This window comes from Dyadobacter sp. Leaf189, assembly GCF_001424405.1.
Taxonomy (GTDB): domain Bacteria; phylum Bacteroidota; class Bacteroidia; order Cytophagales; family Spirosomataceae; genus Dyadobacter.
Map to the genome: position 1 here is coordinate 53,497 of NZ_LMPS01000001.1, position 19,682 is coordinate 73,178.

The window sequence follows — 19,682 nt, forward strand, 5'->3', positions numbered from 1 at the left end:
GCCGGCGCTTCTGTTTTATCCGGTAAGTCTTACGGTTCAGGTACTTAAATCTACGTTTCGTCTTTTTTATTTCTGCTGGTGCAACCTTTCAAATTACCTTTACATCTGTTAAGCATCGCAGCACATTTTTCTGTACCAAAAAGTTTTTTCAAAAAAATTGTTAAAAACAAGGTACTATGTATTGCAAGATACCTATTGAAACATATATATTTGTAAGGTCAATTAGTTACAATGAATTCTGTTCGGATTTTTTGAATGACTGAAAACAAAAATGCCATGAGAACGATCAAATTACTCCTCATATTCCTGGTGCTGTTTAGCTTCCGCGCCGGAGCAACAGGTTATGTTCACAATATGTTTGTCGCGCACAAAAAGCTGCAGGCGGGGAAAGAAGTTGTAATTGAAAAGGCAGTGGTTAAAAAGCATAAATCTATTGCCCGGACTACAAAGCCGGTTGCTCAGGCAAAGAGTGCTGCATTGTTTAACACCAGTATTGTTAGCAGCAATGCATCTGCTACATTAAACGAGCGGATCCTGGAAGAAGGCCCAAGTTCTTTTTTCAAAAACGAGAAAGAGGATAGTGCAGACGAGTCAATTGTGACTAAAATAATCGGAGCTTTTCGCTGCATGGTTTATGCATTTGTAGGTTCCACTCCATTAGGAAATTCGTAGACAATCATACTTCTATCATTAATGCAAAAGAGCGGCCAAATAGGCCGCTCTTTCTTTTTTATCCTACCACATTGGTCAGTGTTCCAATGGGCTCAATGCTGATGTGTACCACATCCTCCTTTTGCAGCGTAAAGTCAGAAGGAGGAATAATGCCGGTTCCGGTCATCAGATAAGCGCCTTGCGGGAAAGACATTTCCAGGAAAAGGTATTTGAGCAGCTCTTCCGGTTTTCTCTTCATTTGTGCCAGGGTAACTTCTCCATTGAACACCTCTTCGCCGTCGCGTATGATCGATAAATCAATCACTGTGTCATCTGTTAATGGATACTCGGGTACATACAGGCAGGGACCAAGCGCGGCGCTGCCCGTGTAAGACTTTGCCTGCGGCAGATACAATGGATTCTCACCCTCTATACTTCTTGAACTCATATCATTCCCGATCGTGTAACCAACAAGTGTACCCGAAGAAGACGCAAAAAGCGTGAGCTCAGGCTCAGGAACATCCCAGGAAGAATCTCTGCGGATCCTTACCGTACCGTGATTTCCAATTACACGCCAGGCGGTGGATTTAAAGAAAAGCTCCGGCCTTTCGGCTTCATACACACGGTCATAGAAACTTCCTCCGCCTGCCTTTTCCGATTCTTCCATGCGGGCTGTGCGGCTTCTGAAATAGGTAACTCCCGAAGCCCAGACTTCCTGTGAACCAATCGGTGCCAGCACTTCCGGCATGGGCAGATCGTCGGTAAATATGATCGGAATTAATTGTTCGGTTTGAATTTCGAGCCACTCGTACAGATCGTCGCGGTTAACAGCCAGGTCCCAGTCAGTTTCGTGCAAGCGATAAAATGTATCATCCTTTTCAAGAATAATGCCGTTTTGTGTTTTGTATAATTTCATCGTTTACAGCTGTTTTTTGGTTCAATAAGGCTTTTGACTTTTTTCTATACTGTTAATTACACCGGTTGAAAGGTAACAGGCCATTCCCGAATTCGATAATCAGGCTTTCCAAAGCCGCCTGTCAATAGGGATCCTTTCCTGCGAAATGAGCGAAACTGCTTCGAAATCAGGGTGCTGAGGATGAATGATAATGTTGAACGAAAAGGGAACAATCACAGATGGAAGGCCCACAGCCAGGACGTCAGGATTGATCAGCCAGTCTTTGAGCCAGTATTGTGTACGGTCGTAATTCCGGTCCTGCCAGAAATCCGGCATTTCACTTCTTGTATAATACCTGATCTGGTCGGGCATTTGAATTGTTGAAAGCCAGTATTTCGGAAGATCTTCGTAACGCACGCCGGGAGCGTGCGCGAGGGTTTCTACCAGGCCAAGTTCGGGTGTTGAAGTAGCGTACAGAACGCCAATCCCTTTCGGGTTCCAGCGCGCGCCGAAAAGCCTGCTGCCCTCAACAGAAAGCGCGCTGTCCTTGAATTTTTCCCTGACTATCCTGTAAACAACAGCCATAACCGGGATTATGCAGGTAAACCATAATCAAGCCGGCCCAGTACATCATCCACCAGCCCAAAGCCTGTTATCGTGTCCATTAACTGTAATGGGGATTGATCGTCAAGCTCCGAAAGTGGTGTGCGCAGCCAGTTACGAACGGTGCCGGCTTTTCCTTCAAAAGTATCAAGCGCATGAACCAGCACATTCCGCAGCAGCAGCAACCTTTCCGAGGCGTCAGTACCCAGCTTCTTATCCGACTGAATGCGGTGCAGGTTACGAGGCGTCATTCCCAGGACGAATGCAATCTCATTGTCTGTTAGCCCCACCAGATCAGAAACTTCGTCAGCCTCCGACCGCAACACGCCCTCGCGGGAAATCCGGATCAGGCTGAAATCAGAAGAATGCTTTGATCCGTAGGGAACAAAATCTTCATGGAACATGCGAAGTGGTGCTGACATACTTTCGGCTTTAAAGTGACCTATGTCTTAAATATAAGTGACTTTTGTCGAAGTTCAAAGTTTTTCCTTCAGAAAATCAGCAGTATAGTTGCCTTTCAGCTTGATCATCTCCTCGGGAGTTCCGGTAAAAGTAAGCTGGCCGCCATCGTCGCCACCTTCCGGGCCCAGGTCGATAATCCAGTCTGCGCTTTTAATTACCTCCATATTGTGCTCGATGATGATCACAGTATCTCCCTGCTCCACGAGCGCATTGATCGCTTTCAGCAATTTTTTGATGTCGTGAAAATGCAGCCCGGTAGTAGGCTCGTCGAAGATAAAGAGCATTTTGCCTTTATTGGTCGAGCCTTTTCCAAGGAATGATGCCAGCTTGACGCGCTGCGCTTCCCCGCCGGATAATGTATTAGAAGATTGTCCCAGTCCTACATAACCCAGACCCACTTCCTGCAAAGGCAGTAGTCGCTCTACCAGCTTCGGTTCACTACCCCGGAAGAACTCGATTGCCTCGTCAACGGTCATATCCAGGATTTCAGAAACATCTTTTTCATTGTACCGGACTTCCTGAATTTCTTGCTTAAACCGTTTTCCATTGCAGCCTTCGCAAGTAAGATAAATGTCAGCCATAAACTGCATTTCTACCTTCACCTGACCTTCACCCTGGCAAATCTCGCACCGGCCTCCGTCGACATTGAATGAGAAATGGGACGGTTTATAGCCCCTCGCTTTCGAAAGCGGCAGGTCCGCCATCATCTGGCGAATGTGATCGTAAGCTTTGATATAAGTAACCGGATTGGAGCGGGACGATTTTCCGATCGGATTCTGATCGATCATTTCCACTGCTTCAATGCGGTCGACACTGCCCACCAGCTCATCAAACCGCCCAACTTCCTCACTGAATTCCCCTTTCAGGCGCATTAACGCAGGATAAAGCAACTTGCGGATCAATGTTGATTTTCCCGAGCCACTTACGCCGGTAACTACCGTGAGCACATTCAATGGGATTTTTACATCCAATTCTTTAAGGTTATTCTCTCTTGCACCTTTGATTTCAAGGAAATGCAATGCTTTTCTGCGTACTGCCGGTATCGGAATGGAATCGTGGCCGAGTAAAAAATCAATGGTATGAGACCTGGTTTCAGGATCGGTGTTGTATTCGGCTCCGCTCGCCTTTAATGCAGCAATATCTTCCTGGTTACCCTGAAAAACGACGTGGCCGCCACCGGTACCCGCTTCCGGGCCGATATCGATGATCTGGTCCGCGGCGTGCATTACTTCTTCTTCATGCTCCACCACAATCAGTGTATTTCCAAGATCGCGCAACGATTCGAGTACGCCAACGAGCCGCTGGGTATCTCTTGGGTGCAATCCGATACTTGGCTCATCGAGAATGTACATAGAACCCACCAATGCACTTCCGAGTGAAGTAGCCAGCTTAATGCGTTGAAATTCACCTCCCGAGAGTGTACTTGTGAGTCGGTTCAAGGTCAGGTAACCCAGCCCGACGCGGTTCATATAGTCGAGGCGCGTTTCAATTTCGGTCAGTACGCGTTTTGCAACCTGACGATCGTGCTCGCCAATTTCAAGATTTTGGAAAAAAACAGAAACATCTTTAATCGGCTTCAGTACCAGGTCTGTAATGGACGCGCCGCCTATTTTTACAAAAGATGCATCTTTCCGCAACCGCGAGCCACGGCAATCGGGACAGGTAGTGCGGCCCCGGAAACGCGAGAGCATGACGCGGTACTGTATCTTGTGTGTCTGCGATTCCAGATCGGCGACAAAATCATTGATACCCTGAAAATATTGATTACCGGTCCAAAGCAAATCTTTCTGCTCCTGCGTCAGGTCTTTGTAGGGCCTGTGAATGGGATAATCGAACTTAATGCCGTTACGAACTAGCGGCACCAGCCACTCGCTCATCTTTTCCGTCCGCCAGGGAGCAATAGCACCTTCGTACACGGACAGACTTTTGTCCGGAATTACCAGGTCTGGATCAATCCCCAATATCTTGCCAAAACCTTCACAGCGCTTGCAGGCGCCAAATGGGTTATTGAAGCTGAACAGATTGACACTCGGCTCTTCGAATGTCATTCCGTCTAATTCAAATTTATCAGAAAAAATCCGGCGCTCTCCATTCACAACCTGGGTAATGCAAACGCCTTCTCCTTCGAAAAAAGCCGTTTGAACCGAGTCAGAAAGGCGGTATTGAGTGTCTTCATCATCCGCTTTCACCGCAGCCCGGTCAATAAGAATAAAAACCTGGTTACCTGCCTGCGGGAAATTGTCGGGGTTTTCAATAATATCTTCAATGGAAAGCACTTCATCATTCAGTACAATCCTGTTGTAACCTTTTGAAAGCAGAATAGTCAGCTCTTCCGCCTGCGTGCGGCCTTCGCGGATCAGTAAAGGCGCGAGTACCATTACGCGGGTACCTTCCGGGTGCGCCAGCAGGTAGTTGACCACGTCCGTAACCGAATCTTTTTTCACCATTTCTCCCGAAACCGGAGAATAAGTGCGGCCAATGCGCGCAAAAAGCAGTTTCAGGTAATCGTATATCTCGGTAGAAGTACCGACCGTCGACCGCGGGTTGCGGGTATTTACTTTTTGTTCAATGGCGATCGCAGGCGAGATACCTTTGATGTATTCCACCTCCGGCTTTTCCATTCTCCCCAAAAACTGCCGCGCATAGCTGCTGAGGCTTTCCACGTACATGCGCTGGCCCTCCGCAAAAAGCGTATCGAATGCAAGTGAAGATTTGCCTGACCCAGACAAGCCCGTAATTACGACCAGCTTATTCCGTGGAATGGCAACATCCACGTTTTTTAAATTGTTAACTCGTGCACCTTTGATCAGAATGTATTCTCTCGGGTCAAGTTCATCAAATTGGGAAGCTTCGACCCGGGCAAAAGGTAAATGCATCATAAAAGGAATTAATGGAATTCAGGTTCAAGTTTGTTAATGACGTATCTAAATGCAAACCAAAACCGGACCTATTTAGTTTGGCTTGCAGAAATGGAAATAGGAGTAGTATATCAGAAAGATATAGCGCCGGATTGCCGGAAAGACATTCCTTTTTGTGCAGCGTCTTCAAAGATCGGATCAGCCAGGTGTCCCCAGTTGGTCACGTCGGACATACAGTCTGACAGCACAATTACTTTCGGGATCAACTCAGGCGCATAGCGGATGATCTGGGCAATGCTGGTGGCAACGCAATGCGATCTCGCTTCACCGGCAATCAGGATCTGGTCAAATGCATTCAACTTTCCCAGAAATGCAGTGTCAAGCTCCGTTTCTGCTGCTCCTGCAACAGGTACCTGCGCTTTGAAAACACCAAAATGCTCGGTAAGCGGATTGATCCCTTTTTGAACTGCGACATAATCGCGACCAGTCCGGTGTGTCCACGCCAGAATGGCTTCCAGCAGCGAATCATCCAACGCAGCGCCCTTGGAACCGATCAAACAATGCTCGGGCCAGATGAAATGCTGAAATTCTCCCTGCCGCTCCAAAGTTTCCAGGTATTCAGTCACATATTCCTGGTGGTACCGTGGCGTCCATTTGCCTGACTTAACAGAAGCCAGGGTTATCAATGTAAATGGCGCGACTGTGTTTCCATTCTGGTCTTGCCAGAAAAGAGGATGCGCTATATCGAGGACTTTGTGCGTGTCGAGGGTGACAAAGATACTGTCAATGTGGTCCCCGTCGAGGGCGATCAGCCTGGTCAGCCGCGCGATATCTTCCTGAGCGCCGGGCACGAAAAGCGTCCCCTGCGGATTACAAAAATCATATTGTGCATCTATAATCAGCAGAGCGGTCTTTTTCATGATGTTAGTTTAGATAAAAACTATTCGATCTCGCCGGGGAGTTCCAGCTGTCGCGCATACATTTTGGAACATAAACTGTAAACCAGCTGCAGCATTCTGTTGGCATCTTTGATGTAATCTACCCGGTAATCTTCGTCCAGCTTGTTCAAACCATTCAAAATCGTCTGTGCCTTTTTGGCGATATACAATGCACAGGTATCGGCGCGTGACGAATAGGTTTTCAGGACAGAAGGGTAAGCTTCCAGAAAGGTATTCATCAGGAACAGATTGAGCTCCAAGCCGCCGATTTTGTCTTTGGTAACCTTTACATGATAAGCAATCTCGCCGCTCAGATTCCGCATATCCATCAAAATCCAGCCCGGTGTATTCTGGTTAAATTTCGACGTACGCATAATAGTCGCCATAATATCTTCCCGACGTTCGGGGATAGTCGAGCTGTCTTCAATCAGTTCAAAATGAAGCCTGTCGGAGAGTGTTTTATCTTTGGTAATGAGCCGGAGAAGCAGTTTATCCTTCTCTTTGGCAGGCATCTGGATAATTGCCTTTTTTAGCTGATCTGGTAACGCCATTCAAATGAGATTGATAACTTTATTTAGAATCCCGGATTCCTCCGCTTAACTTTATCGGTCATTAAAGCATGAGGTTTTTTGACAAAAATATCAGATATGTCTAAATATCTATCCATCTCTCTGAGCGCTGTCATCTTTTTAATCTTCCTTTTTACGCTCTTTGGAAATGCGATCAATGTGCCTTCGTTTGACGATTACGATACAACGCTGAACTTCATCCGGCGCTTCTTTTTCGACACTGGTTCTTTTAGTGTGCGTAAAGATATTCTGCTCAGCCGCCACAATGAACACCGTATTTTGTTCTCCAAATCCTGCGCGGCAATCTACTATTCCCTGTTCGATCAGCTCAGCTTCCGGAACCTGGTTTTAATTCAGAACATTTTCCTGCTGGGCTTTTTCGCCCTGCTACTCCGTATTATCAGCTACAGCAGGCTGCTAAGTCCCGAAATTGTACTTATATCCTCCATTTTCCTTTTCAGTCTGGCTTTCTGGCAGGTTACATTCTACTACTGGGGAGGAATTCAGCATTATACCGTTTTTTTCTTCTCATTTCTCAGTTTGTACACAGCCAGCAAGGCGGACAAGCTGGTGAGCGGCTACTTTTTTTTGAGTCTTATTGCTGCCACGCTCGCGGTACTTTCATTCGGGAATGGCTTTATCGCATTGTTTCTGGGCGGCTTTATCTTATTGATACAAAGGAAGTGGGCGATGCTCGGCGTGTGGGCTGTACTTGCATTGATCATGCTCGGCGTCACATTCCTGCACTTGCCGACTGTGAATGCAGCGAGTAAAGTGCCTTTCAATATCGAATGGATGGCGCGTTTGTTGTTTACGTTCCTTGGAAGCTTTGTTTATCTCAACCCCGGTTCGGGACAGGTAGGGAATATTGTGGTTTGTATGGGCGTTGGCTTTATAGTAATGCTGACCTGGCTCTGGCTTTTTTTAAAGGGTTATGCATTCAAAAATCCTTTGCTATACAGCATGCTGTCGCTGCCCATTCTCACTGGTATCATTGTTGCTATTTCACGCTTTGACGCAAAGGCCGGTGGAGGTATAGCACCTCGATACATGTTTTTTACAGCCACCATACCGATCATGCTGGTACTCATATTCCTGGATTTAAAGATCATTAAGCCGGCGTTTCTGAAGTATATAGCAGGTTTTGGCCTGGTACTCTGGGGTTTTGTTTACTTCAATAATCTGCGTGAGCTGAAAAAGACGAATAACGAAGTGGTTACCACAATTTGGCAATGGCAGCAAGACCATAGCACGCCGCTGGTATATTACCGGGATGCAGCTGCGTATTCCGAAATAATGTCGTGGGCGGTTGATAACAAAGTGATCAGCATTCCCGAAAAATCAAGATGAATAACCAATGATGAATAGCAAAAATGGCAAAGTAATTTGCTGGAAGGAGTCTCTAAGTATTAAATTGCGGCATTTTTCAGTTAAATCTATATACACATTATGATATCAGTGGCCATGTGTACTTACAACGGCTCGAAGTTTATTTCAGGGCAGTTAAGGAGTATTGCTGACCAAACTTTGTCTGTCGACGAGTTGGTAGTTTGCGACGACGGTTCAAAAGACAATACGATCGAAATCATCAGGAAATTTGCCGAAACAAGTGGATTTCCTGTCAGGATATATGTAAATGAGCAAAACCTGGGTTCAACCAAGAACTTTGAGAAATGCCTTTCACTATGCGAGGGAGATATCATTTTCCTCTGCGACCAGGACGATCTCTGGCGGGACGACAAAGTGGAAAAGCAGGTTACCTACCTGACCCAGCACCCCGATATTGATGCGGTTTTCAGCGACGCGATCATGATTGATGATGATTCGAAACCCATCGGGAGGAATATCTGGGAGGAAATTGAATTCAATGCGGCGGGACAGACAAAGTGGAAGAAAGGGAAACCGCACGAGATCCTTTTTCACGGATTTGTAGTGACAGGCGCCACACTCACAATCCGCAAATCGTGCCTGCAGCGACTTACCCCATTCCCGACCCACGTACCCGACCTGATCCACGACGCATGGATTGCAATGGTGCTGAGTCTGGAAAACAAAATAGACTTTATCACAGAACCGCTGATCTCCTACCGGATCCATTCCAGTCAGCAAGTAGGTTTTGGTGGAAAAACCGAGAAAGTGCACCTGAAAGACAGGTTCATCAGAGACCGGAAAAAGAAGCTGGAACCCCTGGCAGAAAAAGCGGCCAAGCTGAATGATATGTACCTGTTACTACGTGCGCTGCCTTTTGTGCCGCGTGAGAAGCTGATCAAGTTATATTTGTCTCAGCGTCACTTTTCAAGCCGCGCTTCCCTGCCTGATAACCGGGCGCAAAGGTTTACACCCATTGTAAATCAGGTGTTGAGGGGGTACTACCGGTTCAGCAGCAAAGATTGGTGGCTGCCGGCGATCGGCGACTTGTTGGAATAAATACAATTTATTAGCGTGAAATCAGATCAGGAAAATGCCCCCGCAGCGGTTGTGATTCCAGTTTACCAGACCGGTCTGACTGACGGAGAGGCTATTTCCCTGAGGCAATGCGCTAAAGTGCTGTCTGCCTATCCAATCATTATTGTTAAGCCGGAAAGCCTGGTACTGAGCCCGGAGTTCGACGCTATTCCTTCTGTTCAGCAGGTTTCTTTTAAAGATGAATGTTTCAATGGGATTGCTGCGTATAACCGCCTGCTCACTTCCATTGATTTCTATCAAAAATTCATCGCCTATCCGTATATCCTGATTTACCAGCTGGATGCTTATGTGTTCAGGGATGAACTTTCGGCCTGGTGCGCGAAAGGTTACGATTATATCGGAGCACCATCTTTACACCAGCCTGCATTCGACACTTTGAATGCACAGCAGGCGCAGCAGTTTGCTGATGCATTGACCCAAAACCGCATTGTTTTAAATGGCGGACTTTCGCTTCGGAAGGTGGATACATTTATCCGTTACCTGAAAATATACCGTACTTTTTACCCTGAATGGAAGGGAAATGAAGATATGCTGTTTTCCCAGGAAGCAACGCGGCTGATCCCTATGAAGCTATTTATGAAGCAGCCTTCGTGGCGTGAGGCGCTGGAGTTTGCATTTGAAAAAAGTCCTGCAGCAACTTACGAACTCACAAACCACCGTCTGCCCTTTGCCTGTCACGCCTGGGAACGCTACGATCCCGCATTCTGGAACCGCTTTATTCCTGAAAATCAGTAAGCTCTGTACTTTAACAATTTTTAACAAACTATCAGCTCCCTACGGGCGTTCTTGCAGTTGTTTAATTTAATAGTTAAAAGTCATGAATTTCAGATCGTTTCTGGCATTTGCATTTGCCATTACACTTTCCTTGAATGATACCTTCGGACAGGTTACCGAAAACCCGAGAGTTGATGAACAGTCGGCTCCGTACGTCAGGATCAGGCGTGTTGAATTAACAGACCAGCACACGATCATCCATCTGCAGTTTGTAGATAAGGCATCAGGTATGCCGAAACAGCAGCAACAGGTGATTCCTTTCCCATTTAATCCAAAACAAGGTCCGGGAATGGGATCCAGTCAAATCTGGCTTGATCCCGAGACAAGGCTGTACAAGCCAGGGGAGATCGAGAAGAAGTTTAAGTTTATCAAAGCCGAGAACATTCCAACTGCGGGTAAGAAGAATGTAACTCCGGGAGATACCGTCAATTTCGTTGCCTATTTCGAGCGATTAAGTCCGGGTATTGAAGAATTTGATTTTTATGAAGGCCGGAGTTCGCAAGGAACGCAGTCGTGGAATTTCTATGGTGTTCACATCAAGAATCCGCTCAAAAAGCAGCCGCAGAAAGCAGAGCAAGCCAGTGCGAAAGCAAAGGCGCCCGTGAAAAAGCCCGCTACGGAGCCTGTTATACCTAAGACTGAGCCTCAAAAAGAAGAAACTGTAAATGAAAGCGGAGTGGCTGTTTTCAGGGGAACCGTTTACAATGCAAAGACAAAGCAGCCCATTGCCGCCGAGATCAGGTACGTTGAAAATGGGGATTCGCTGCAAATCAAATCCTCGTCGGGTAAGTACAAAATCGGTCTTGATCCATCTGAGAAGTACGATTTCCGTATTACAGCTAAAGGTTTTTACAGTACAAGCTACAATATAAGTCCGGCCGATTCTACTGGGAAAGGTACATTCAGCCGTGACTTTTACCTGAATCCGCTAGCTGTTGGTGAAACGATCACGATGCCGAATATCTACTTTGAAACTTCCAAATTCGCATTGCTGCCGGAATCTTACGGAGAGCTGGACAGGCTGGTGGACATGATGAAGGAGAACAAAAGCATCCGGATCCGCATTGAAGGCCACACGGATAATGTAGGTGATTTTGACAAAAACCTGGAATTATCACGCAAAAGGGCCGAGTCAGTTCAGGCGTATCTGGTGGAAAAGGGAATAGAATCCAGCCGCATTGAAGCCAAAGGCTACGGAGCCACCCGCCCATTAAGCCAAGGCAGCGCCGAGGAGAGACGTAAAAACAGGAGAGTGGAGTTTGTGATTACGGAAGCGTAAAAGGGGGTAGGGGGCATCGCTTTTTGTCATCCTGAGCGGAGTCGAAGGAAAAGGCAGTACGCCACTCACTTCGACTCCGCTCAGTGTGACAAAAAAGGATGCTCAATGTGACAAAAAGGAAATGCTCAGAATGACAAACAGGTTCGATAAAGCAATCCTTACCTGGCCTTAATAATATTGGTAAACTCCCTAGATTTCAGCGAAGCTCCTCCTACGAGGCCGCCGTCGATGTCTGGGGAAGCGAAAAGTTCTGGTGCGCTGGCGGCTGTTACGCTGCCTCCGTACAGAATCGAGATTTCTTCTGCTACTGACTCACCATATTTTGCCGCAATGTGCTGGCGCAATGCAGCGTGCATTTCCTGTGCCTGCAATGCGCTCGCGGTCAAGCCCGTTCCAATTGCCCAGATTGGCTCATACGCAATCACTACTTTCAGCAGGTCAGCTTCGGAAAGGTGGAAAAGGCTTTCTGTAAGCTGGTTTTTTACAAAGCCGATATAATCTTCATTTTGTCGCTGCTGCAAAGACTCGCCGCAGCAGAAGATCGGGGAAACGCCATTTGCCAGCGCCACATTTACCTTCTCGGCAAGTACTGCATTGGATTCATTGAAGTACTGGCGGCGCTCGCTATGCCCGATCAGCACATATTCCACACCGATCGATTGCAACATTTGTGCGGAGATCTCACCAGTGAATGCGCCCGAAACTTTGTCTGAGCAATTTTGTGCTGCCAGCGAAAAGTTAGGTGCGTTTTCAATATATTTTTTAATAGTGGTCAGATAAATGGCAGGCGGACAAAGGATGATCTGCGCGTCATTCTGCACTTCATCATTGGCCATATTTACTAATTCAGAAGTAAGCGCAACTGCCTCATCCAGAACCTTGTTCATCTTCCAGTTACCGGCAACAATTTTTTTTCGCATGAGAAAATTTTAATTGTGAAAAAACTTCATTTTACGCAACAAAATTATCATAATTCTGTCATTTACCTGATTAAACAGCATTGTTAAATAAAAACACAGAAAGTTTTTAAATACAAAGATTTTTTTGTGTTTAAATGAGACAAAAAACATTAAATTTACTCGCTTTACATAGCCGTGGAGTTTGATACTTTGTGTACACAGAAGAGAATAAAAGACAGAGTTTAAGCCATTTATGATCAGAGTGTTTTTTGCGCTAACAGAAGACTTAACAATCCGGATTTAAAAGAAAGGAGGCCACGATGAAAACGTCTAAGTGGTTATTACTGGCGATCATACTTTTTACTAGCACCGTTTCTCTTGCACATACAGACGACATTCCACCCGTTTCAGAGGAAAAATATGGTTACTTTTTAGACAAAAACCATAAATCAACGCGCATTCCGTTCGAGCTGCATTCCAACCTGATCCTGTTGTACGCCAAGATAAACGACCGTGATTCCCTGCGGTTTATACTTGACACGGGTGTCAGCTCCATTATCATTACAGATCCTTACGTGCTCAAACCCGACAAGCTGCGTTTAACCAGGAAGGTTAACCTTACCGGCGCTGGCGAGGGCAAATCAATTTCAGCCCACGTTGCTATCGACAACCAGTTTTCAATGGGCCGGCTCAAAGCAAATCACCAGAATATTGTCGTCCTTGAAGAAGATTTTCTGCGGTTGTCTGAGTATGTAGGTGTTCCGGTCCACGGAATATTTGGATATGAGATCTTCAATAATTTCGTGGTTACCATTGATTTTTCCAAAAAGGAACTGGTCCTGATGCGACCAGATAAATACAAGTACAAGCCTAAAAAAGGAGATAAACATCCTCTTATCATTGAAGACACAAAACCATTTACCGACGCGGTAACCCTTTTTGCAGATGGCAGGGAACATCCAATCCGTGTGCTCATCGATACCGGAGCAGGGCATGCATTGTTGCTTAACAACACCCGGAAAGAAACTTTCAGGTTGCCTGAGAAGGTGATTAGAGCACAGCTAGGTCGCGGACTTAATGGTGTAATCAATGGAAATCTGGGCCGGATCGACAGGCTTCGTCTGGGCAGGTTTGAGATGGACAACATTGTCGCTTCATTTCCCGATAGCATTGCATTCGGTGCCAAATTAAAAGCAGGTACCGAGCGGCAGGGAAATATCGGCTGCGAATTGCTGCGCCGGTTTAAAGTGACCATGAACTATCAGGAGCAGTACATGGTGTTGAAGCCGGTTAAGAGCCGCATGCGCGAGAAATTTGAGCACGATATGAGCGGAATGGAAATCCGCGCAGAAGGAACAGACCTGCGGTCTTACATTGTGAACCACATTGTAGATGATTCTCCGGCCTCCAAAGCGGGGTTAATGGAAGGAGATCAGCTGCTTTTTATCGACGATCATGCAGCTACCGATTTGAATGTCAGCGAAATATACAAGCTGATGCAGCGCGGCGACGGAAAGAACATAGACCTGCTGGTGAAGCGGAAAGGGGATATTTTCTTTACTCAAATTACCCTCAAAAGGATGATTTAAGTATTTTTAAGCCAAACAAACCAAAACATCCGGCTTAATTGGAACGCCTATTAGTCACAGAAGACGGTTCACATTCCTTATACAGTTCTCAGTTCAACCAGCAATATCATTCCCTGCAGGGAGCGCTGAACGAATCCAGGCACATTTATATCAACCTCGGCTTGCAGCCGGTTTTAAGCCAGTCCGAAAATCCTGTTCATGTTTTTGAAATGGGTTTTGGTACTGGCTTAAATGCATTTCTGGCGTGGAAGCTTGCCGACTCGCTTCAAAAGCCGGTGATTTATACAACCATTGAAGCCTATCCCGTGGACCTGGCTGAGGCGGCATTGCTGAACTACGAAAGCGAGAGCGGCGGGACAGGCTTTATGCAATTGCACGAATCAGCCTGGGGCGAGTCCATCCGGCTATCCGCATATTTTACATTCAGGAAAGAACAAATCCATTTACAGGATTTTAAAACCGATGAAATTTTTGACGTTGTATTTTACGACGCTTTCGATCCCCGTGCACAGCCGGAACTTTGGTCGGCAGAAATATTTACCCGGGTAGCAGCCCAAACAGCTGCCGGTGGCGTATTAGTTACATATTCATCCAAAGGGATTGTCAAACGTGCATTGGCCGCTGCCGGGTTTAAAGTAGAGCGGCACAAAGGCCCGGGCAGGAAAACGCATGTTTTGAAAGCGATCCGCATCTGATTAGGTGAAATTGACGGATATTAGCACCAAGTTTACAATCTGAATTCAAAAGCCTGAAAAATATGAACTACCAGAATCTGATAAGCGCAGAGTTGAAAGAAGCGCAGACCGTGTTGGATAACTTTCTTAGCGACCCGGATCAGATAGAAAAAATTGAGCGTGCAGCCGGTTTAATGGCCGAGGCGATCATCCATAATGGAAAAATCATCTCTTGCGGAAACGGTGGATCGCATTGCGACGCGATGCATTTTGCCGAAGAGCTCACGGGAAGATACCGCGACAACCGCCGCGCATTACCTGCAATCGCGATTTCAGACGTAAGTCACCTGAGCTGCGTTAGTAATGATTTTGGTTATGAATTCGTGTTTTCAAGATACCTGGAAGCATTGGGCCAGCCGGGCGATGTTTTGCTCGGACTAAGTACCAGTGGTAACTCAACCAATATCCTGCGCGCAGCCGAAGCAGCAAAAGCGAAAGGAATGAAAGTGATCATTATGTCGGGCAAAGACGGCGGTAAGCTGGCCGGTTTAGCCGACGTTGAAATCCGCGTTCCGCATTTTGGTTATGCCGACAGGATCCAGGAAATTCACATCAAGGTGATCCACATTTTCATGTTATTAATTGAAAAAATGGTTTTGCGGGAGTAAAAAACCCTGGAAACGCTATATTGGGCTAAATCTAATCAGACACCACTGTTTTCATGAATGTACGCCCATCTGCCATTATACTCCGCGATAATTCAATTCTGACACTTTGTTATTGTTACAGCGGAACGGACGTTTTTGCCTTACCCGGTGGAAACCCCGATCCCGGTGAAAACCTGTCCCAGGCGCTTGCCCGCGAGCTGGAAGAGGAATTAGGCATTCTGGCCGAAGTAAAAGAAATGGTTTGCTGCGGGGAAGTGATCTGGCCGGAAGTACAAAAGGAAACGCTACATATTGTTTTCGAGGCTGAGATTTCGGATCAGAATCCGGTACTGAACCCTGAGCAGACAACAGCCCTGAAAATGGTCTGGCTTCCAGTGGAAGAGCTTCCCGGAAAGCGGCTTTATCCTAATATCGGTAAGCAAATCACCGACTTTCTTAATGGTAACACAACCAATGCACACATTGGTGTAATTGACCAGCCTTATATCAGCTAGGTTAAATTACCGGTATATCTCCATTACTGATTTCTATAAAACCTAAACATCCTGTACTTTTGCGTTTTCAAAAGGTAGCGGGTAAATGGAAAACGAAAAGAAGGAGAAATTATCTAACTTCTTGTTGAGACGAACAGAGAAGGACGTATTATCAAGAGGGCGTTCCATTTATAGCAGTGGCGGCTTAAAAGTATTAAAGCTGGATTACAATGGTCCCGGGATTGCGGAGTTTAAGGTTAAAAGCGACTACTCCATTCATTTTTATCAGATCAACATCCGGGATTTCCTTACCCCTCAGATCATTACCGAATGTTCATGCCCCGACAAGGCGGGCTTGTGCAAGCACCGGGTAGCAGCAATTCTGTATATCCTGGACAAAATGCCGACGATCAAGCAGGTTGTTCATGAAATGGAAGATACTGTGGTGGAGCTGGGCGAAATCCGCGATTTTCAGCTGCGCAGTCTCGTTCTGGATGAAACCTGGCGAAACAAAGACTCGGTTCAGGATGTGGAGATTACTTCTGCGAAAGAAGGCGAGGCCGAGTGCGTGGTTGTAGATCAGGGGCAATCTTATACTGTCAAATTAGAGCGGGTTGCAAACACCCGGCAAATACATACTTCCTGTACCTGCGGACAAAAGCTCTGGGCGCCACTCTGCGCGCACAAGCTGGCGGCTTTACTGAAACTGCGTGAAGAACTCGGCGAGAAAGCATTTGAAGTAATGCGTGATCTGACAGCCGAGAAAAACAGCTTACTAGCCGAATACGGTTATTCCCTGCAGGATAATTTTAAAGATAAATTCGACTTCCGTCTCGACGAAGCGGGAGGTCTGCAACTGATCAAGCTTGATCCGGCCCTTCAAAAAGTGGGCAGCTACCAGAACTGGGACGAGCTCAAAGAGCGGATACTGCCGCAGCAAAGTGTCACATTCGCAGTGGCCAATGCAGATGGTGCGCAGGATGAAGAGGATAGGGTTTCTATTTTCGTGTTTTGGCCAAAAGGTAAAAATCACCTGCTCGACATTGGATTTGGCGTTTTTTCTGTCAAACACAGCACCAAGTCCGAGAAGGTCACCAATATCCGCAATATAGCCGGCGGATCGAGCCACTACTATGCGGCTGACGAAATTCCCGTTCTTACGGAAGCTGACGCGCGCCTGGTGCGCCTTGCGAAGCATTGGGAAGAAGGCTTGCAGAAATTCATCCGGAAACATGGATGGGCTTACAATGCATATCTTCATTTTGACGATGTAAGCAGCCAGCAGCGGCTGGAAGCCCGTAACTACGTGGGCAAGCAGATCAGCAAGGTTTTCAGTGACCTGGATCCCGAGCGGCTTTACCTGGCCGACAGTGATTATGTGACGAGTAACAATCAACTCACACAGCTGGAACTCCACCGCGAGCCGGTAAAGCTCTTTTTTGTACTCACAGAAGACCGGGAATTCATTACCCTTAATCCTTATCTGGAGTTAAAACCCGGCGCGCCTATCGAGCTGCAAAAGGTAATGTCGCTGGACAGCTTCTGGCTGGGATTGTATAATGATAAAATATTGTTTCGCTGGGCAGGCGTGAGTGAGGCCGAAATGGCGGTTTACCTCAGCCAGAATGGATTTAAAATCCGTGTAAAAAAGGAATTTGGCGACAGCTTCCTGAATGACTGGATCATCCCGCTTACCGAGCAGTTCGATGTAATGTTCCAGACGCGGCACGAGGTACAATCCACGCCGCTGAAATTTGAAAAGCCGCTCCTTTACCTCCGTGAAGATGAAGCAAACCTGCTGATTGTCCCCTCGTATGTATATGCAGACGAGCAGGGCACAACCGAGTTTTTGCATGATCAGCGTAAGGCAAAAACCAGCTTCAAGGATGGCCAGATCGCTACGCTCGAAAGAGATATGAATGCTGAAAATGGAGTTTGGCAATGGCTGAAAAGTCTGCATCCAAGCTTCGGTAACCAGGCTGGGCAGCCCTTCTTTTATGTTCCATTTGACCAGGTTATGAAAGATGGCTGGCTGTTCACGTTTGTGGAAGCCGCCAAGAAGAAGCATTATGATGTTTTAGGTTTTAATAACCTAAAAAAAATGCGTTTTAATCCCAACCGCGGCTCGGTGAAGGTACAAGCCTCATCTGGTATCGACTGGTTTGATATGAAGATCGAGATCACTTTCGGAGATCAGGTTGTTCCGCTGTCTGAGGTTAAAAAGGCATTTCTGAAAAAGCAGAACTATGTGCAGCTGAGCGACGGGTCCCTGGGAATGCTGCCGGAAGAGTGGATTACAAAGCTTGAACCGATTATGCAGTTTGGCAGGGTAGATGCGGATCAGATCCATTTATCCAAAATCCACTTCTCTTTAATTGACGAACTGATTTCTGAAATAGATAATGAAGATGTTTTCCGGGAGTTGCAGGAGAAAAAAGAGAAGCTGCTCAACTTTAAGGAAATTCCGAATGTACCATTGCCCGGGAATGTAAAAGCTACATTGCGGCAATACCAGGAGGAAGGCTACAAATGGATCCATTTTCTCGATGAATTTGGCTGGGGCGGCTGTTTGGCAGATGATATGGGTTTGGGAAAAACCTTGCAGATGCTGACGTTTTTGCAACAGCAGAAAAACCTGAATCCAAGTAATACGAACCTCGTCGTAGTTCCTACTACGCTGATTTTCAACTGGCAGGCAGAGGCCGAGAAATTTACGCCCGACCTGAGGTTGTATGTACATCGCGGTATGGCGAGGAAAAAGGAGATCGATTTTTTCGTAGAATACGATGTCATTTTAACGACTTACGGTACTATGCGCAGCGATGTTGAGCTGCTGCGTCGCTTCGATTTCAATTATATCATTTTGGATGAAGCCCAGGCGATCAAAAATCCGGATTCGCTTACTTCAAAAGCTTGCCGGTTATTGCGCGCAAAAAACCGGCTAACCATGACGGGTACACCTGTCGAGAACAATACGTTCGACCTGTACTCTCAATTTGAATTCCTTAACCCGGGTATGCTCGGCCACGCTGACTTTTTCAGGACCGAGTACGCTACGCCAATTGATAAGTATCAGGATAAGGAAAAGGCCGCTGAGCTTCGGAAGCTGGTTTATCCATTTATGCTGAAAAGGACGAAAGAAGAGGTCGCGACGGATTTGCCGGATAAGACTGAAACCATTCTTTTCTGTGAAATGGGTCAAAAGCAGCGCAAAGTGTACGAAACTTTCCGGGAGAGGTACCGTGAAGAAATTGCGGAAAAGCTTGCTACTGAGGGACTCAATAAAAGCAGCTTCCTTATTTTGGAGGCATTGTTGAAACTGCGCCAGATCTGCGACTCACCATCGATCCTGTCGGGAGAAGAAGATTTTGGAAATGAATCGGCCAAGCTAGAAGAAATTACCCGCGAGATCGAAGAGAATGCATCGAATCACAAGATCCTTATTTTCAGTCAGTTTTTAGGAATGCTTGATTTGATCCGTCAGCATCTGGAAAAAATGAATATTCCTTACGAATACCTGGATGGGCAGACTGTCGACAGGGCCGGTAGGGTTAATCGTTTCCAGAATGACCAGACTTGTCGCGTGTTCCTAATGAGCCTGAAAGCGGGTGGGGTAGGACTTAACCTGACAGAAGCTGATTACGTGTATCTGATTGATCCATGGTGGAACCCGGCGGTAGAGCGTCAGGCAATTGACAGAACGCACCGGATCGGGCAAACCCGGAAGGTATTTGCTTACAAGATGATTTGTAAGGATACAATTGAGGAGAAGATCCTGTTGTTACAGCAAAGAAAACAGGATCTTGCCGAAGATCTGGTTGGCGGCGAATCGGGCTTTATCAAAAAGCTCAGCCAGGAAGATATTATGGGATTGTTCAGCTGAG

17 protein-coding genes are annotated in these 19,682 nt (G+C 46.5%); 10 read left to right on the forward strand and 7 right to left on the reverse strand.

Features of this window, described 5'->3' with window-relative positions:
* Nucleotides 1-276 precede the first annotated feature (276 nt).
* A complete protein-coding gene (locus ASG33_RS00275) occupies nucleotides 277-672 on the forward strand; it encodes a hypothetical protein (protein WP_082489131.1) in 396 nt (131 codons plus the stop codon).
* 58 nt (nucleotides 673-730) lie between these two features.
* On the opposite strand, the gene ASG33_RS00280 is transcribed toward ASG33_RS00275, so the two are convergent.
* From ASG33_RS00280 to ASG33_RS00305, 6 genes are all read right to left on the reverse strand, one after another.
* On the reverse strand, nucleotides 731-1,567 hold the full coding sequence (locus ASG33_RS00280; RefSeq protein WP_056279139.1) for a fumarylacetoacetate hydrolase family protein: 837 nt from the start codon (nucleotides 1,565-1,567) through the stop codon (nucleotides 731-733).
* 99 nt (nucleotides 1,568-1,666) lie between these two features.
* Nucleotides 1,667-2,131, reverse strand: coding sequence for an RES family NAD+ phosphorylase (locus ASG33_RS00285; RefSeq protein ID WP_056279142.1), 465 nt, complete (start codon nucleotides 2,129-2,131; stop codon nucleotides 1,667-1,669).
* A gap of 8 nt (nucleotides 2,132-2,139) precedes the next feature.
* Entirely contained in the window at nucleotides 2,140-2,571 is a 432-nt protein-coding gene (locus ASG33_RS00290) for an antitoxin Xre/MbcA/ParS toxin-binding domain-containing protein (RefSeq protein ID WP_229238517.1), read from the reverse strand.
* 54 nt (nucleotides 2,572-2,625) lie between these two features.
* Nucleotides 2,626-5,487 carry an excinuclease ABC subunit UvrA gene (gene uvrA / locus ASG33_RS00295; RefSeq protein ID WP_157474640.1) on the reverse strand — a complete coding sequence of 954 codons (2,862 nt, stop codon included), beginning with the start codon at nucleotides 5,485-5,487 and terminating at the stop codon, nucleotides 2,626-2,628.
* 113 nt (nucleotides 5,488-5,600) lie between these two features.
* Nucleotides 5,601-6,389 (reverse strand): cysteine hydrolase family protein, encoded by a 789-nt coding sequence (locus tag ASG33_RS00300; protein WP_056279148.1) that lies wholly within the window; start codon nucleotides 6,387-6,389, stop codon nucleotides 5,601-5,603.
* A 20-nt stretch (nucleotides 6,390-6,409) separates the two neighbouring features.
* The gene (locus tag ASG33_RS00305; protein WP_056279150.1) at nucleotides 6,410-6,958 is read right to left on the reverse strand and encodes a hypothetical protein; all 549 of its coding nucleotides are present in this window, start codon (nucleotides 6,956-6,958) and stop codon (nucleotides 6,410-6,412) included.
* Nucleotides 6,959-7,054: 96 nt separating this feature from the next.
* Here ASG33_RS00305 and ASG33_RS00310 point away from each other — a divergent pair, with 96 nt between their 5' ends.
* The 4 genes from ASG33_RS00310 to ASG33_RS00325 all read left to right on the forward strand — a co-directional run bounded on the left by ASG33_RS00310 (nucleotide 7,055) and on the right by ASG33_RS00325 (nucleotide 11,495).
* Nucleotides 7,055-8,326: a hypothetical protein gene (locus ASG33_RS00310; protein WP_056279152.1), complete on the forward strand. Its 1,272-nt coding sequence runs from the start codon at nucleotides 7,055-7,057 to the stop codon at nucleotides 8,324-8,326.
* 114 nt (nucleotides 8,327-8,440) lie between these two features.
* Nucleotides 8,441-9,403 (forward strand): glycosyltransferase family 2 protein, encoded by a 963-nt coding sequence (locus ASG33_RS00315; RefSeq protein WP_229238518.1) that lies wholly within the window; start codon nucleotides 8,441-8,443, stop codon nucleotides 9,401-9,403.
* A 15-nt stretch (nucleotides 9,404-9,418) separates the two neighbouring features.
* Nucleotides 9,419-10,177, forward strand: coding sequence for a DUF5672 family protein (locus ASG33_RS00320; RefSeq protein WP_056279157.1), 759 nt, complete (start codon nucleotides 9,419-9,421; stop codon nucleotides 10,175-10,177).
* A gap of 82 nt (nucleotides 10,178-10,259) precedes the next feature.
* Nucleotides 10,260-11,495 (forward strand): OmpA family protein, encoded by a 1,236-nt coding sequence (locus ASG33_RS00325; protein ID WP_056279159.1) that lies wholly within the window; start codon nucleotides 10,260-10,262, stop codon nucleotides 11,493-11,495.
* 158 nt (nucleotides 11,496-11,653) lie between these two features.
* Here the strand turns inward: ASG33_RS00325 and tpiA are convergent, their stop codons facing one another.
* A complete protein-coding gene (gene tpiA / locus ASG33_RS00330) occupies nucleotides 11,654-12,415 on the reverse strand; it encodes a triose-phosphate isomerase (RefSeq protein WP_056279161.1) in 762 nt (253 codons plus the stop codon).
* A gap of 299 nt (nucleotides 12,416-12,714) precedes the next feature.
* Here tpiA and ASG33_RS00335 point away from each other — a divergent pair, with 299 nt between their 5' ends.
* The 5 genes from ASG33_RS00335 (at nucleotide 12,715) to ASG33_RS00355 (ending at nucleotide 19,681) form a co-directional block, all read left to right on the forward strand.
* A complete protein-coding gene (locus tag ASG33_RS00335; protein WP_056279163.1) occupies nucleotides 12,715-13,983 on the forward strand; it encodes an aspartyl protease family protein in 1,269 nt (422 codons plus the stop codon).
* A gap of 38 nt (nucleotides 13,984-14,021) precedes the next feature.
* Entirely contained in the window at nucleotides 14,022-14,678 is a 657-nt protein-coding gene (gene mnmD, locus ASG33_RS00340; protein WP_056279165.1) for a tRNA (5-methylaminomethyl-2-thiouridine)(34)-methyltransferase MnmD, read from the forward strand.
* Between the two features lie 62 nt (nucleotides 14,679-14,740).
* The gene (gene lpcA / locus ASG33_RS00345; RefSeq protein WP_056279168.1) at nucleotides 14,741-15,325 is read left to right on the forward strand and encodes a D-sedoheptulose 7-phosphate isomerase; all 585 of its coding nucleotides are present in this window, start codon (nucleotides 14,741-14,743) and stop codon (nucleotides 15,323-15,325) included.
* A 53-nt stretch (nucleotides 15,326-15,378) separates the two neighbouring features.
* Nucleotides 15,379-15,819, forward strand: a complete 441-nt coding sequence (locus ASG33_RS00350; protein WP_056279170.1) for an NUDIX domain-containing protein — start codon at nucleotides 15,379-15,381, stop codon at nucleotides 15,817-15,819.
* Nucleotides 15,820-15,904: 85 nt separating this feature from the next.
* Entirely contained in the window at nucleotides 15,905-19,681 is a 3,777-nt protein-coding gene (locus tag ASG33_RS00355; RefSeq protein WP_056279172.1) for a DEAD/DEAH box helicase, read from the forward strand.
* Nucleotide 19,682 lies beyond the last annotated feature (1 nt).